10 protein-coding genes are annotated in these 16,824 nt (G+C 35.9%); 6 read left to right on the top strand and 4 right to left on the bottom strand.

The features are described from left to right. The first annotated feature begins 663 nt into the window (after positions 1-663). Positions 664-2,202 carry an AbgT family transporter gene (locus tag ACP6PL_RS31005; RefSeq protein ID WP_426549225.1) on the top strand — a complete coding sequence of 513 codons (1,539 nt, stop codon included), beginning with the start codon at positions 664-666 and terminating at the stop codon, positions 2,200-2,202. Between the two features lie 349 nt (positions 2,203-2,551). On the opposite strand, the gene ACP6PL_RS31000 is transcribed toward ACP6PL_RS31005, so the two are convergent. Further along, positions 2,552-3,208: a HEAT repeat domain-containing protein gene (locus ACP6PL_RS31000; RefSeq protein WP_426549224.1), complete on the bottom strand. Its 657-nt coding sequence runs from the start codon at positions 3,206-3,208 to the stop codon at positions 2,552-2,554. A 110-nt stretch (positions 3,209-3,318) separates the two neighbouring features. Between ACP6PL_RS31000 and ACP6PL_RS30995 the strand changes: the two genes are divergently transcribed. From ACP6PL_RS30995 to ACP6PL_RS30980, 4 genes are all read left to right on the top strand, one after another. Beyond that, positions 3,319-3,573 (top strand): acetyltransferase, encoded by a 255-nt coding sequence (locus tag ACP6PL_RS30995; RefSeq protein ID WP_426549223.1) that lies wholly within the window; start codon positions 3,319-3,321, stop codon positions 3,571-3,573. Positions 3,574-3,727: 154 nt separating this feature from the next. Continuing rightward, positions 3,728-4,306: a phycobilisome protein gene (locus tag ACP6PL_RS30990; protein WP_426549222.1), complete on the top strand. Its 579-nt coding sequence runs from the start codon at positions 3,728-3,730 to the stop codon at positions 4,304-4,306. A gap of 401 nt (positions 4,307-4,707) precedes the next feature. Then, on the top strand, positions 4,708-9,012 hold the full coding sequence (locus tag ACP6PL_RS30985; protein WP_426549221.1) for a tetratricopeptide repeat protein: 4,305 nt from the start codon (positions 4,708-4,710) through the stop codon (positions 9,010-9,012). Between the two features lie 36 nt (positions 9,013-9,048). After that, the gene (locus ACP6PL_RS30980; RefSeq protein WP_426549220.1) at positions 9,049-9,942 is read left to right on the top strand and encodes a class I SAM-dependent methyltransferase; all 894 of its coding nucleotides are present in this window, start codon (positions 9,049-9,051) and stop codon (positions 9,940-9,942) included. A 289-nt stretch (positions 9,943-10,231) separates the two neighbouring features. On the opposite strand, the gene ACP6PL_RS30975 is transcribed toward ACP6PL_RS30980, so the two are convergent. Together ACP6PL_RS30975 and ACP6PL_RS30970 are read right to left on the bottom strand one after the other, a co-directional pair. Beyond that, complete coding sequence (locus ACP6PL_RS30975) at positions 10,232-11,485, bottom strand: glycosyltransferase family 2 protein (protein WP_426549219.1); 1,254 nt, start codon at positions 11,483-11,485, stop codon at positions 10,232-10,234. 78 nt (positions 11,486-11,563) lie between these two features. Continuing rightward, a complete protein-coding gene (locus tag ACP6PL_RS30970; protein WP_426549218.1) occupies positions 11,564-13,384 on the bottom strand; it encodes a tetratricopeptide repeat protein in 1,821 nt (606 codons plus the stop codon). A gap of 295 nt (positions 13,385-13,679) precedes the next feature. Here ACP6PL_RS30970 and ACP6PL_RS30965 point away from each other — a divergent pair, with 295 nt between their 5' ends. Further along, the gene (locus ACP6PL_RS30965; protein ID WP_426549217.1) at positions 13,680-15,725 is read left to right on the top strand and encodes a tetratricopeptide repeat protein; all 2,046 of its coding nucleotides are present in this window, start codon (positions 13,680-13,682) and stop codon (positions 15,723-15,725) included. A 159-nt stretch (positions 15,726-15,884) separates the two neighbouring features. On the opposite strand, the gene ACP6PL_RS30960 is transcribed toward ACP6PL_RS30965, so the two are convergent. Then, a complete protein-coding gene (locus ACP6PL_RS30960; RefSeq protein ID WP_426549216.1) occupies positions 15,885-16,574 on the bottom strand; it encodes a class I SAM-dependent methyltransferase in 690 nt (229 codons plus the stop codon). Positions 16,575-16,824: the final 250 nt, after the last annotated feature.

Here is a 16,824-nt window from a genome sequence, read left to right as displayed (position 1 = left end):
GAGGTTTCCTCGCCATATCCAATCGACCAAGAGAAAAGAAATAATATTTCCTTATCTTCAATTCCCGAACGGTTTTAACCAGAGGTAATTATCAATTATCCATTATCAATTATCAATTAATGAACACTTGGCTACCCAGACGAATCAGAAGCTCTGACGGGAGTTGCACCCGCTTCCCTCTGACTGAGAATCAGAGTGACTTATCTAGTTGTCCACAGAGCTATAAATAAGTATGTAGTATCTATTTTGTTGTCAAGGTACGAATGGCTCAAGGAACTAGGCTTTAAGGCTGTTTTCCTTTGCTCTATATTTTTATACTACACAAATAATACAAAGTTGTCAAGGGGTTATAAGAAAAATTTTATTCCTTGTTTAACCTGGGTTTTAGGCCATTATTTTCACTAGACCACACCATGATTATGTAGTACATGACTTATGCTACATTAGTAATATATAAATTCCTGAATGGGACAAAAATATTTTTCTTGGGAGTCGGAAGCGATCGCTTGATTAAAGTCAAAATTCAAAAGTAATCTCTGAATGAGTTTTTCCTTTTGCAACGGACATGATATAATTCTTTCTCCTAGCTACTGACTCCTGACTTCTTCTTCATAGTATGATGATGGGAAATTGTATTTTTGATATGAACAGGAAAAAGTCAAGATGACAGAAACACCGCCCCCAGAAAAGTCTAAAAAACTAAATATTGTTAATAGAGCACTGATTTTTATTGAAAAAGCAGGCAATAAACTGCCAGATCCTATTACATTATTTTTCTATTTATCTGTAGCAGTTATCGTAATTAGCGCGATCGCCAATTTGACAAATCTCTCTGCAGTAAACCCTACAAGTAAAGAAACTATTGAAGCAGTTTCTCTGTTGAATCCTGACGGTATCCGCAAAATAGTTACTAAGACTGTAAGCAACTTTGTTAATTTTCCTCCCCTCGGTACTGTACTTGTGGCGATGTTAGGAGTAGGAGTAGCAGAATCTACAGGTTTAATTTCTGCTTTGCTGCGTCAAGTAGTGCTAGTTGCTCCGGCAAAGTTTATTACTCCTGTAATAGTTTTTTGTGGAGTAATGTCTAATATTGCTTCGGATGCTGGATATGTAGTTTTAACTCCTCTTGCTGCCTTAATATTTTTAGCATACAAACGTCATCCAATTGCTGGTTTAGCTGCTGGTTTTGCCGGAGTTTCTGGCGGTTATAGTGCTAATTTATTAGTTAGTTCTATAGATCCTTTACTAGCAGGAATTACTGAAAGTTCGGCTCAATTAATTAATCCTGAATATACGGTTAATCCAACCGTAAATTATTATTTTATGGTAGTTTCTACATTTGTTATCACTTTAGTTGGTTGGTATATTACAGATAAAATTGTAGAACCTCGATTAGGTGAATATAATAGTCAAATTAATTCAGAAGAAATGGAAGATTTGACTACTGCTGAACAAAAAGGTTTACGTTGGGCTGGATATTCTTTATTAGCTTTTATCGCCTTTTTATTAATATTAGTTTTGCCTCCTGAAGGAATTTTACGCGACCCGGAAACTTTGACGATTATTCCTTCTCCATTTTTTAACGGAATTGTACCAATAATAATGTTAGGATTCATAATTCCAGGTATTGCTTATGGGAAAGCAGCAGGTACAATTAAGAGTGATAAAGATATTGCTCAAGGTATGACTCAAGCAATGAGTATAATGGGTTATTATATTGTTCTATCTTTTTTTGCTGCTCAATTTGTTGCTTATTTTGGTTGGACTAATTTGGGAATTATCTTAGCTATTAATGGTGCCAATTTTCTCAAAGCGACTGGTTTTACTGGCTTGCCTTTGCTGATAAGTTTTATTATTGTTAGTGGTTTAATTAATTTATTCTTTGCCTCTGCATCTTCTAAATGGACTATGATAGCTCCTATATTTGTACCCATGTTAATGTTGGTTGGTTATAGCCCAGAGTTCACACAAATGGCTTATAGAATTGGAGATTCTACAACTAACATTATTACACCTTTGATGGGTTATTTCCCAATTATTGTTGCTTTTGCTCAGAGATACGATAAAAATACAGGTATGGGAACTTTAATTGCGACAATGTTACCTTATTCTTTAGCTTTCTTATTATCTTGGTTAGCTTTATTTATATTTTGGTTTATTTTCGGAATTCCTATCGGCCCTGGAGCAACAATTAGACTTTAATATTTGCTAGTTTAATAATACTAATTTTGTCTGTTGGTTATTGGGGCGGGTTCATTTAATTGAATGTTTATGTATTAATTTGAACGCCGAACCCACCCCTACTATTGCAATATTTTAGCTGTGTAATACCAAATTGATAAATATTTGCTACAAATATTAATACTGTTTCTAGTAGTTAATAGTCAGTAGAAGTAGTTATTATTATCATTTTTTACCATCAAACAATCTATTTGAACAAAGTGTGCATCTGACTTAAACTATTTTAGTTTACTAAACTATTAGTAACATTCTTTTTTGAATTTGGTATAACACCAGCACAAAGTTTTGACTTTAGCTGAATGCTTAATAGTTACAGCAAACTCTCCAAAGCTACAGCTACTACTCTATGATTTTCATCTTTGCTAAGATAATTCAAAGCTGCTTTTGCTTGGGGATCGTCAAATTTGCTCAACCCTTGAGCAGCTCGCAACCGAATATTCCAAAATTCGGCATTGACAAAAGCTAATAGTTGCTGCAAAGCTTCGGTTTCTTTCTTTGTCCCCGCTAACGTACCTAAAGCACTAATGGCAACTTCCTGCACCGTTATATCTTCACCAGCGATCGCGCAAATACACACTTCATATAGTGCTTCAGGAAATGGCATATCTATGAGAGGGGCGAGAATACTCCGACGCACTAACCAGTTATCGTCTTGGCGGAATTTTTCTACTAAAAGAGGAATTGCCTCTTCTCCAAATTTAGATAGGGAGTTTGCTGCTTCTGCTCGCACATTGTAGTCTGTGTCATTTTTCATCATTTCTAGCAATATCCTAAAACCTTCAGAGGTACGTTTATTGCCTAATCCCATTGCTACAAATGAACGGACGAGAAATTCAGGATCACGTTGTCTAGTTTTCAGGAGGGGAACTGCTATTTCACTTTCGTAGTTCCTTAACTCCGTCAGCGCTTTTAGTCTCTCTTGAGAATCAGAACTATTTAAGTATACCTGAATTTGGTTAATTTCCATATTAAAATCTGCTTAATTTTATTTACGTTTCTTTACAAATACTACCAACTAATCCCTAAATCTGGGATGATTAATTTCGGAAAAGTACAAATATTGCTCGGAAAACCATTATGTCTGAAACTTTAGAGGCGAATACTGCAACATCAACAACCCAAGAACAAGAAATAGAGGAAGTAATTAAAGGATTAGAACAATATCGGGAACGCATTGTTAATGAAGCCCTAGAACACGCTAAGAAAGTAAAAATACCCAAGGCTAAAGTAATGGCCAAGTTAGAACAACATCCAGAATTGTCCAAAATTGATCAAGCTCTCAATCAGTTACGTTCTGCCACCCAAAATCAAACCCAACAACCTACAGCTTAATCATAGACACACCTAAAATGTTGCAATAGTAGGGGATGGGTTCTAGTTCAAATTAATAATATTAATATTTGATGACATGAACCCGCCCCAATGATTTAAAAAGAGGTAATTAATAATTAATAATTATTTACCTAAAAGCTATCAAATTTTGATTATGACTACACAATTAACGGAAACAGCTAAACAATTAATTCCTAAAGCGAGAATAGTTAGCTTCAAAACTTGGACAGAAGTTCTACCAACAGAAATTATTCAATTATTTCAAACTGCTGATGATGAAAGTCGTTATTTCACAGAGAGCGATTTAGAACTACTAAAAACATCTTCAGTAGTGCCAATTTTTGCTATAGAAGCTGCTAGTTTGCTTGGAGAATATGCAGCAGAAATTGTTGATGAAGCTAGGGAAAAAGTATTAGCAACATATCCTAATATTACAGCGGAAGGAGGAGATTTATATCCACCAGTACGAGCTGAAGCTTGCTGGCGAGATTTCTGGCATTTTTTACGTTGTATTACTTATGGAATTGCTGGTAATAATACGGAATTTACCAGTCAAGAAGGGCTTCATTATATGAACTTACTCTATCAGGAATTGCTTGTACCACTATCAGCAATGGTGTGCGGTTTAGAAGCTATTAAAACGGCTAGTTTGAAAAGATTTTCCTCTGAACAACAAACAGAATTAGCTCCTTATTTTGACCATTTGGTAGCGAGATTGAAAGAATTTTCTTAACAGGGATTTTTTTATTAGTAGACCACAGTAGGGAAGTTCCATGGAACTTCCCTACAAGGTACTGGTTGTGACGTGAGGTCATCTATCTGAAAAGTGCTGTAATCATGGACACGCCTAAAATTTTGAAATAGTAGGGGCGAGTTTAGCCTTGAAATTTATAATATCAACATTTGATCAAATCAACCCGCCCCATCCTCCACAGATGTATAATTTCTAATTTACCCAGTAGTTCTACAGTTTGTGGATGGAAATCAGTAGTTCCTGACAAGCAAACAAGATGCTCCAATGCCATACCATGACCAAAATAATTACAATCGAGGAACTTTTTTTGATTGGTACTTTCCTTATATAATTATAAAGCTGTTATATAAAATCAAAAAATAATAAATAAAAAATAAATTATGACTGCTACTGCTTTTGCTACAGGAAACAAACTGTTACGGGAGGGAAAATTAGAGGAGGCGATCGCTTCTTATCAAAAGGCCATAGAGCAAAATCCCCAGTTTGCCTGGTATTACCAAAATTTAGGGGATGCTTTGGAGAAGGCGGGGCGGAGAGAAGAGGCAATTGCTGCCTTTCGTCAGTTAGTGGCTATAAATTCTCAATCCCCCTGGTCTCTCTACAAGTTGGGGGTAATGTTGAGTCAGCAAGGACAGTTTCAAGATGGGGTAAGTTATTTAAGTCGAGCGCTCGATCTAAAAAAAGATGTGCCTGAATTTTATCTGGGTTTGGGAACTGGGTTGTTGAAGTTGGGGCAATGGTTGGAGGCGGTGAACTGTATTAATCAAGCCGTGGGGATGTTGGATGGAACTTCCTTACAGGCGGAGGCTTATTATTATTTGGCAGAGGCTAAGTGTGGGCAACAGGAATGGTCCGAGGCAGTGGAGTTATATCGCCGGAGTTGGGAAATAAATCCGGGTAAGGTTGATTGTTGTCTGGGTTGGGCAAAAGCTTTGGGTAAGTTGGAGCGATGGTCGGAGGCGGTGGAGTTGTACCGTCAGGCAGTAGCTGTGTCTGGGGAATCTGGTGAGGTTTTGTTTGCTTTGGGTCAGGCTTTGGGGCATTTGAGCAGATGGGAAGAGGCAGTAGTTGAGTATCGGCGGGCAATTAGTTTGGGTTTTGCCGGGGCGGAGGTTAGGCATCATTTGGGGCATGCTTTGGGGCAGTTGGGTAAGTGGAAGGAGGCTGTTGTTGAGTTGCGGTTAGTGGTGGAGATTAATCCGAAGTCTGCTCCAGTTAGGCATCAGTTGGGGTATGCTTTGAGTCGCTTGGAGCGTTGGGGGGAGGCTGCGGTTGAGTTGCGGAAGTCGGTGGAGTTGCATCCAGGCTCAGCTCAGGTTAGACAGCAGTTGGGTGAGCTGTCTGAGTATTTTTTGGATTTAGGTAAGGAAAAAACGAAGGAAGGAAACTGGGAAGAAGCGATTAGCTTTTATCGTCAGGCAGTTGAATTGAATCCTGATTCAGGAAATTTTTCTCATCATTTGGCTTATAGTTTAGCCAAAATCGAACATTGGGACGAGGCGATCGCTTTCTATAAAAAGGCAATCCAGTTATCCCCGAATTCTTTTTTGTTACATCAGCAGTTGGGAAATACTTTTGCTGCAATTAATAAATGGGACGACGCGATCGCAAGTTATTGGAAAGCAATCGAACTGGACACCGATCTCTTTTATAGTCACTTTAATAATTTTGAAGTAGTTAATCAGTTATCTGAAGTTAGATCGGGCCATCCTCATTTCGAGAGTTTGCTGTGGCATATAGGTAAGCTTCTGCTAAATAAAAACCGTTTCAAGGAAGCACTTGTTATATTCGAGCGTTTGGTAGAAATAGAGCCGATGGTTTTTGATTTTCATCAAAGCTTAGGCGACACCCTACTGGAGCTAAATCATTATTCTGAAGCTGCTACCGCTTACCGTAAAGCTATTGAATTTGCTAAGGATTCTCCTTGGTCTTACTACAATTTAGGCAGGTGCTTGGCAAGCATGAGGGATTTTGACGAAGCTCTTGCTTGTTACCATCAAAGTTTAAAATTAGAAGAGAATTTTGTTGAAGCTCGTCAAGCTATTGCTAAGATTTTCTTGGATCGACGAGATTTAGAAAAAGCTATACTTCACTACCAAAAGGCTATTGAGCTAAAACCTGGGTTGGCTAGTTGTCATTACGACTTGGCTGAAATTTTTGTTAGGCAAAGTGACTTGGATAAAGCTATTTATCATTACAAGCAGGTTGCTCAGATCGATCCCAGTTTGGCTGAAGCTTGCGAAAATTTAGGAAACATTTTTTGTAAAAAGAATGAGTGGAATCAAGCAGCTACATGGTATCGGCAAGCTACTAAAGTCAAACCAGATGCAGCTAAATTGTACGAAAAATTGGGGGATATTTTAGTTAGAAAATCAAAGGAAGAGGGAAACGTTGATAATAACCAGTATGATTTGAACGAAGCGATCGCTTGTTATCGTAAAACCATAGAATTACAGCCAGATCAACAAGAGGAAACTTATCATAAAATTTTAGCAGTTATCCCCCTGGAGCCTAGAATTTACTTTGAGTTAGGTAATATTTTTTCTGACCAGGGAAGATTAGATGAAGCAATAGTAGCCTATAAAGTAGCAATTAATAACAGGGATTTTGCATTTAATAATATTGAAATATTTCCTAAGTTGTTGAGCGTAGTCAGTAAAAAATGCTCCGATACTCAAGCTAAACCATCTCTAAACGATAGTTGTCAAGCTTACAATCAGGAAATTTTGAAACAATTTGATTTAGTTCTACCTTGTAGCGATAATCCTTTAGTTTCTATAGTTATCCCTGTTTATAATAAAATTGATTATACTCTCAGATGCTTGCAATCTTTAAAAATCAATATCAATGAAACAGCAGTAGAAATTATAGTCGTTAATGATTGTTCCCTGGATCATACGGAAGATTTTTTAGAAGTTGTTAAAGGTTTGTTAGTTGTGAAGAATAGTTCTAATCTTGGCTTCATAAAATCTTGTAACGCTGGCGCAAGCAAATCAAGAGGTAAATATATTTACTTTTTAAACAACGACACCGAGGTATCTCCAGGGTGGTTAGAAAGTATGTTAGCGACCTTTGATTCTGACGATAGAGTTGGGGCAGTAGGTTCTAAGTTAGTTTATCCTAATGGCTGCTTACAAGAAGCAGGAGGAGTTATATGGAGTGATGCGTCGGGATGGAATTATGGAAGGATGGATAATCCTTTAGCCCCGCAATATAACTACGTTAGACCTGTAGATTATTGTTCTGGCGCTAGTTTAATGGTTATACGAGATGTTTTCGAGAGGTTAGGAGGTTTTGACGAACATTTCGCCCCCGCTTACTATGAAGATACTGACTTATGTTTTAGCATTCGCCACAAGCTAGGTTTAAAAGTAATGTATCAGCCCAAATCTCAGGTTGTTCACTATGAAGGTATTACATCTGGAACTTCTACCAGTAGCGGAGTTAAACGCTATCAAGAAGTAAATGCAGTTAAGTTTAGGAAAAAATGGCAAAATGTTTTGTCAGGGTATTGCTTGGCTAGCAACCCGGATAATCCTAAAGTAGGTCCGATTAGACTACTTTTAAATAAAGACATTATTTTGATAGTTGAAAATTACATTCTTCAGTATGATCGAGAAGCAGGTGCAAATCGTTTATACCAAATTATTAAAATCTTCAAAAAACTCAATTACCATGTGATTTTTGCAATTGATCAAGGGCAATTAGAAGAACCTTACGCCTCACAACTACAAGAAATGGGCGTGGAGATTTTATATACTTGTCCCGAATATCAAAAAAAGGTTCAAGAGCAAATTCAGGATCGGTTATCTATGGTGAAGTTTGTTTGGATTAGTCGCCCTCATCTAACCCAAAAATATGCTTGGTTTGTTCGCCAACACAATGCTAATGCTAAAATTATTTACGACACTGTGGATTTACACTTTTTAAGGCTTAAACGAGCTTGGGAGTTATTACCTGATGATTATGATGATAAGAAAAAGATGGAAAAAGAGTGGATGGGTACGCGGGAATTGGAATTAAGTTTAGCGAGGTTTGTTGATTTGACTGTTACTGTGACTGAAGTTGAAAAAAAAGTTTTTGAAAAAGAGTCTATTTCCAAAGTTGCAGTGATACCAACTATTCACACCCCATTTGCAGGAGAAAGCAAAGATTTTTCAGAGCGTCAAGGTTTACTCTTCATTGGAGGATATAAACATTTACCAAATGTTGATGCTGTGGAATGGCTTTGTAAATCTATAATGCCCAAGGTTTGGGGAAATTTACCAGAGATGACAGTGACTTTGTTAGGAAGTAATCCACCCTCAGAGGTTAAAAGTTTAGCTGAAGAAAAAATTAAGGTACCTGGCTATGTTAAAGATGTTAGTCCTTATTTTCTTAGTCATAGAGCCTTTGTAGCTCCCCTTCGTTTTGGGGCTGGTATGAAAGGCAAAATAGGACAAAGCCTTGAATATGGGTTGCCAGTTATCACGACTTCTATTGGCTCAGAGGGGATGGGGTTAAAGCACGACCATGATGTATTGGTAGGTGATACTGAGACGGACTTTGTGGCAGCAATTGTACGTCTTTACACAGATAAGTATCTATGGGAGCGTTTGGCAAGTAATTCTCAGCAAGCGATCACGCCCTATACACCCCAAGCTGTGGAAAAACAGTTGGTTAATTTAATAAATCTTATCAGTTAGTCTGATCGAATTAAGAACCATATAAAACTATATACTATGAGTTTACAACAGTTTCCTAATCCAGCTTTAAATCATTTAAAAGTTGGTTCTTTTGCAGAATACCAATCTCTGTTAATAGTAGATAGAGAACTTTATTTATTGATGCAAGATGTAGAAAAGGCTATTCTTTACCAAGAGCAAGGTAAAAATAACTTTCAGGTTAATGGTTATTGTCATGTCTGTAATTCAGAATCTTATTTTTTAGTTAATTACAATCATGGTTATGAAGTAGATGGTTTTAAGTTTCCTAACTGGAGAGAGAGTCTTTTTTGTCCTCAATGTAGTCTGAACAACAGAATGAGGTCGATTTTACATATTTTCGATCTAGAGTGCAATCCTCAGAAAAATGTTAGTATCTATTTAACTGAGCAAGTAACTCCTTTATACCAATACATTAAACAACGCTTTCCTTTGACCACCGGAAGCGAATACTTAGGAAATGATATTGCACCAGGTTCTTTGAACGCTCAGGGAATCAGAAATGAATCTTTAACTAATTTATCTTTTGATAATTACCAGTTTGACTTTTTACTATCTTTTGATGTTTTTGAACATATTCCCCATTATCAAAAGGCATTTTCTGAGTGTTTTAGAGTTTTGAAAACTGGAGGAAAAATGATTTTTAGTGTGCCTTTTTGCAAGTGGTCAGAAACAAATATTATTAGAGCTAAGGTTGGTGATGATGGGAAAATTATCCATCTAAAAGAACCAGTCTATCATGGAGACCCCCTCAACAAAGATGGTATTCTTTGCTTCCAAGATTTTGGCTGGGAAATGTTGAATGAATTACGAGAAGTCGGCTTTCAAGAAGTTACAGCCATTATCTATGGCTCTCGCTTCTATGGTTATTTGGGGGGAGGACACATTGCATTTATTGCACGGAAAATGTGAAATTTATTTTAATAATGCTATTAATTTTAAAGTTGAAGTAAAAAGCTATAAACTGTAAAATGTTGCGGACTTATTAAAAAAATTAGATTTTCGGATAATCTATCTTAGAAGTGTTAATTCTTGGTGTACTTATCTAAACGTCCCCCAGGAAAAATTAGACAAAATTTCGTTTTTTATAGAAGAAATGGGGGTGTCAAGTATTGGCAGAGAAGACAATATTTTTAGTATTTCTGGACTTAATAACCCCAGATAAAAAATGTCAAAAGCTTTTATATCAGCTTTAACCGTATTACTTATTTAATATCAGTCCAGCTTGGAACACATTCTTTAAAAGCTGTTCCCACTCTGGTGATTTAGTCAAAGCGTATGTGTCTAAATAAGTCCCGTTTAATTCACAAAAATTTTTCAAACTTTTAACCCAGTTGAATAAGGTTTCTGTAGGTAATGAATTAGTATATTTAAGAGACTGCTGGAAAAAATCTATCATCTGAACTAAATCCCCTGTTTGATAAGCATAACAAGCACTTCCTACCATAAGATTGTACTTTTCTTGGTTTTCAAAATAGTTTTCATCAATTACAAATCTATTATTTTTTAATTTCTCAACTTCTTGCTGTAATTCTTGTTGGGAAATCTCTAATTTCCCCTTCTCCATATTCAAGTTGTTAATGCTAGACCATAAAATTTCTAATTCATGTTCTACTAAGCTTTTAATTTTTTTTCTCCACTTTTCCCTCACTCCTTCATTCAAAATTTCATACTCCCCACTATAAAGCATTTTTGCCCTCAAAAATTGATTGTCAATTAAGTTTTTTAACCCCAGGTTTTTATGAGAAGCTTGTTTTGGATGTATGCGAAATTTAGTTAGTTTTTTATCTATAAAACCTATTTTGTACTTGCACATAATTCTAAACCACATATCCATATCGAGGGTTTGATGTAGTTCGGAGTCAAATAATCCTATTTCCTCAAATACTTCTTTTCTAATCAAAACATTGCTAGGTTCACCTATTTTATTCATAGGAGAATCCGCAAAATTAGGGTCTCCTAATAGTTTATGACCTGAGTTAATCCTCTGGAGCTTTTGCGACCAAGCTTTGTGTACGTCTTGGGCGTGCTGATATACATCAAGACAACCTCGATCGCTCTTGCTATCCTCTGTCATCAGCAATTCCCGAGGAGAGAACACCATACCTATTTCCTCATCTTCTTCTGCTAGATCAACCATTTCCTCCAAACAGTTTGGTTCTAGCAAATCATCCTGTAACAAAAATTTGATGTATTTACCTTGTGCCTTAGTAACAGTATTGTTCCAGTTTTGTGCTATCCCGTATCGACTATGCTCAAATACAGCAATTTTCCCTGGTGTTTTTTCTTGGAAAGCTCGAACAATTTTAACTGTATCGTCCTTAGAGTCATCATCTGAAACAATAATTTCTATGGAGGGATAAGTTTGTTGTAAAGCGCTTTCTAAAGCAATTTCGAGAAATTGAGCGCCGTTATAAGTTGGAATACAAATGCTAACCAGTGGTTTTTTGTCCATATTATTCTCCCTATTGATCTGCTGTTGAGCATGAACTAATATTTTCCCATGAAACGTCCAAATCAAGTGTGTTAAAATTTAATAGTTTATGGATATTTTGCTGACTGCCAAACCTAAAGGTCTCTGGTCTAGTTCGTTGGTCGTTGGGCGATAGTAGTCAGGTAGATTCAAAACAAAGTCTAATACAACCCGATCTGCTAATAAATTTAATGGCAATGTCAGTTCTTCTGTGACAAAATTTTCCCCGCCAGGAAATAATAATTCTCCTACTGTTTGACCGTTTAAATTGATTATAACTAGAGATTGGTTTTTTCTTTCTGATACTCTAGCTTTAGCTGTTATAACTAATTTTAAATCTGTTTTTGCTGCCTCTGTCAGCTCTAGCTTAAGTCCCGCATAGGGTCCCAATGCCCAACATCCCCATTCTTCGGGGTCAGACCAGCCATCAGTCATATATGTTTCAGCGTTGCCATCTATTGCTAGGCTTAATTCATTTACCTTCTGTAGCGACATTTTTTTTCTGATGGGGAAAGCTTCAGAATTCAATAAATCGTCGTCTCTATCTAGGTAGAATGAATTTAATAACTTATTTTGGATGTCGATTGATTGATTTGAGGATATTGCAATAAAATATACTGGATTGTGTAGTGGTAAAAAGCCTTTAGAAATTGATTCACCATTGCCAGTATAAGAATTGAAACTATCAAGATCAAATTTATCTAGAGGGAACACAAAAGAGCTAGTAGCGAGTCTTTGTCCATAAATTTTAGTATGGCTAAAATATCTGTTCAGCAAATCAACAAATTCTTGCTCGTAGAGTTCTTTGACATGAAAAGGATTATGATAATTAGGTAAATCCGAATAAACCAGGCGATTTGGGGAAGAAATAACTAAGACTCCATCCTTTTTCAGAACCCTTTTTATTTCTTGCATCATTTCCTCATGTTTGTCGTGATGCTCTATAGTTTCAAAGGAAACAACAACGTCTATAGATTCATTTGATAAAGGAATTGAATCGCATCTGCCAACCAAAAACTGTAAATTAGATTTGTCTTGATATTTGTTTTGAGCAAATTTCACAGATTCGGTATCAATATCAACACCTATAACTGAGCTTGCTGTTTGCGACAATATAACTGAACCGTAGCCTTCTCCAGAGGCTATATCTAAAACAGACTTACCACGCACTATTTCCAAACACAGCCCATACCTATGTAAATGTTCGTATTTAATTGTACCTTTAAGATGGGGTACATATCTTTCTCCTGTATTTACCATCTTCGGACTATCTTTGGGAGGTGAAATGACGTTAATCGGTTTTTTGCTATGATTTGAGAGTTGCGGATTTAGTTGGATTGCTTTTTCGTAGTATTCTTTAGCTGAAGATAACTTATCTTGTTTTGATAATACTTGGCTTAAATTATAATAACCCCAACAAGAATCTGGTTTTAATTCTATTGCTTTCTGAAAAAGAACAATAGCTTCATCATATTTTTCTTTTCCAATCAACGCTAAACCAAGACTATTATAATACTTATGGAAATTTGGCTGAATTTTAATGGCACTTTCCAAGTAATCAATAGCTTCATCAAATAACTTTTGTTTAACTAAAACTTCTCCCAAGTAAGCTTGGGAAAGTGCAGAATTAGGTTTAATTTCCAGAGCTTTTCTTAACTCTAAAGTGCCTTCATCCAGCAACCCTTTTTTTACTAAGGCATCCCCTAGATTTTGATGCAAGAGGAACGAATTAGGATTTAGCTCTATTGCACTACGGTAATTAGCGATCGCTTCATTTAATTTACCCTCTCGCTTTTGTTTGTTAGCCTTTTTTAGCAAATCTTCTGGGAGCATTGGCAGTCTATCTCCATGTTGTTGTATATAAGCTTTATCTGAGTTCAATATAATGTAAATAGTGGAACAATCACCTCAACCAACTTCCCCAATGTTTTCAACTGATTTGGCCTGCTTTAATAAATGACTATGGTTCATATATACTACAAAAACTTCAAAATAAATTTACTTTAGATATATTAACAGACTCATACCTCATAGAGATATTCAAATAAATGGGTAGTAGAAATTAAAATATTAACTCAAGGAACTTTTTAACTTCAACCATCGTTATTAGATTAATGTAAATATATTTAATGTGAATATATTAACTAACTAAGTTTACTTATTTGTCCTGAAAAATATGTACCCGGAACATTCAACAACTCCTCTAAAACAAGGCAGGTACTTGCAACGGAAAGGCAAATTGGCTGAAGCAGAAACAGCTTATCGTCAAGCTACACAAATGAATCCCTCTTTTTATGGTGGTTTCCAATGTTTGGGAGAAGTTCTGTTAATTCAGAGAAAATTAGACGAAGCCAAAATAGCTTATCAGCAGGCTAAAAAACTAAACCCCAAATTGCTATGGCCCCATCAAAGGTTAGGTGAAATTTTTCTACAACAGAATAAACTGGATGAAGCTATAGCTTATTTTCAATCTGCTATTAAAATTAGCTCTGATTTTAGTTGGGCCTACAATGGTTTAGGAAAATGCTACTCATTGCGTAGCGAATGGGAAAACGCCATTGCCGCTTATCAAAAAGCAGTTGGATTTAATTTAGATTCTCAAGTGTTTCGAGAAAACTTACATTGGGCAATAGCTCAAAATAATTGTTTTCGTAAGTCTCAAAATAATCCTCATCAAGAATCATTTGAACTTTCTGCTTATTGGAAAGCCTACCATAATTTAGAACCATTAGTAGGTTTTGATTCTGAAAAGCTAGCTGCTGAAATTAAATCTACTAATTATAGAGATGTATTTCTGTCTCAGTTATTAAGAATAAATAGTGACGGCTTGAATAGAATTGCTAATATTTTTAACCAATACGGTTATCAGTTTATAGAAACTCAATACACAGAATTTATTAAATTTGTTACTAAGCCTAATTTTTCAGAAGAAATTGTCAAAATGATAGTCACTTCTGGTATGGCTAGAATTCCTAGTCCATTTTCACAAAATGATGCTATTCTCTACTCAAGTATTTTGTGTAACGATGTCAACTTTATTTTGTTTAGAGATGGTTTAAGATGTTTTTACATAGGACAGTATTGCGCTCAGGTTGCTGTAATATTTCCAACTATGCAATTTGCTGTTGCTATTTATGAAGAAATAGCAGGACCATGGTTTAATATTGTCGTCAGGAATGCTTATAGCATACTAGGCTACTTGGTAGCTAACTTTAATGAATTATCATCCGAGCGCTTTTATCCCTTTAAATACTCTGGTTTATTTGTCGCCCAAGATAGACCTTATCATTATTTTTACGATTATTTGTATGGAGTTCATATATTAAATACTCAAGGTTTAATTAATCCAACAACCAACATTTATACTCTGAAAGGCTCTAATTTTATGTCCGTGAGTCAGATGTATGGTTTAAACAGAGATGACTATGCAAGCGATTATAAAAGTATTAATCAGAAATTGTTGAAAAACAGAGAATTTATAATTTCTTCTAGCGTTCAGTATCACAAACACCATAACAAAAAAATTCTCGACGATCTAGATGCAATTTTAGTTAATTCAGCACTTCACCTGTGTAACCCTTCCGATAACCTTATATTGGATAACTTAATCAAGACTGCGGAAGCTTGTTTTCCTCTGATCTGGATTGGGATAGCTGGGGAAAAAAGAGCTTGGAAGGAATTAGTAGAAGCAGTACCACAAATTATCAATTTAATCCATCAGTCATTCCCCAAAGTAGGAGTTGTTTTAGACGGCAGGACATTTCCTCTAACGCCATCGAAAGGAAATTATAATAAAAAGATGACAGCAGTTGATAAAGAAATAGCAAAGCAAGTAGAAGAAAAACTGATTTCTGAAATCAAAGTATTCAATCTTGTTGGTATAACTGCTGCTGAGAAGTTATGCTTTGCTAATATTATAGATTTTTTTATAACCCATGTTGCTACTGACTCTCTGTTCGTTTCGCGAATATGCAAAAAGCCAGGAATAGTTCATGAACCAAGGCTGAGAGGGGGTCAACGTTCTATGCACATACATCATCACATTATTGAGATTCCGCCACAAGCAATTGTTGATTATCCGAACCCACAACAGCCTGATCGTTGGTCTTGTACCAGTTATAGCATTCCTTGGGAAAAAATGTACGAGCAGGTCTTGAAACTTTGGGAGTCTTGCCCAGTTTCAAAACCCCTCGTTTTGTCGGGTAAATTACCACCTTTCTGAAACCCAATCCTACTGATGAACTAAAACACTAAAGCAATGTGCAACTTTCTAGGGCAGAATAATGCTTTTGTCTCTAAAGCACAAGAAATATTATTCTCAAATTCCCTAAATACTATTGGTTTCAAGAAAGTTGCACGTTGCGTAGATATTGTCTGACGACTATTGTCTGTTCTGTAACCACAAATCGTAGTCTTCTTTGAGACCGCGAGCAGTTAGATATTCCTTGAAAAGCTTATCTTCTGCCATCAGACTATCTAATTGCTCGCAAGGAATTAACACTACTTGTAGGGAGTTTTCTGGAGGGTTTGATAAAACATTTGATTGCCTCAAGGTACTCTCAATTGTGTTTAAGTTGCCGTAGGGAGCTTTTCCTGGAAACAAGAAAGCTTTACCAGAATAGGAATATAAAACATACCTAACATAATCATAACTAAATATTTCACTCAGGGGCTTCTGACAAATATCCAAATGAGGGACTAGAGATTTATGAACAAAGAAAGAATTAGCAAGCGTACAACAAATCAATTCATATCCTTTTTGATTTGCTAGTTTCATAAAAGCTTTGACAGAAGAACCAAAACCTGCTTTTCCACTACGTCTTGGCACATCCACAAATTCGACATCTGGAGGCAAAGTGGGGTTATGCTCGATAATAACTAATTTTGGTTGGTATTGCTCTATGCTTTTCCAAACATAGTAATCATCTCCATCAATGTCTATAGATAATAATTCAAAATCTTTGGGTATGCCAGTTGTTTGTAATATTTTGTCTATAGTTTTATCTCCTTCATAAGACACATAACTATTAACAGGAATCACATTACTAAAAGATTTAGTATAATCTAGCAAGGTTTGGTAATGTGTTGAGTTGCCTTCAATTAGTACCGCATTCCAGCCTCGGTTATGCCAAAGATTCCATGTATTGGATAAACGCTTACCATCGGCAGCTCCAAATTCAACGCACCAACCTTTCTCAATGTCTAATTTATTGAAAATAGCTTCAATAATTCCATCTTCACCAAATTGAGAGGTAACATTTTTTTTATATTTACCGAATAATTATTAATTATTAATTATTAATTAAATAATTCAGGTTTAA

It is taken from the genome of Dapis purpurea BLCC-M126, assembly GCF_050015975.1.
Lineage (GTDB): Bacteria > Cyanobacteriota > Cyanobacteriia > Cyanobacteriales > Microcoleaceae > Trichodesmium.
This window is presented reverse-complemented; position numbering and strand designations above follow the sequence as displayed.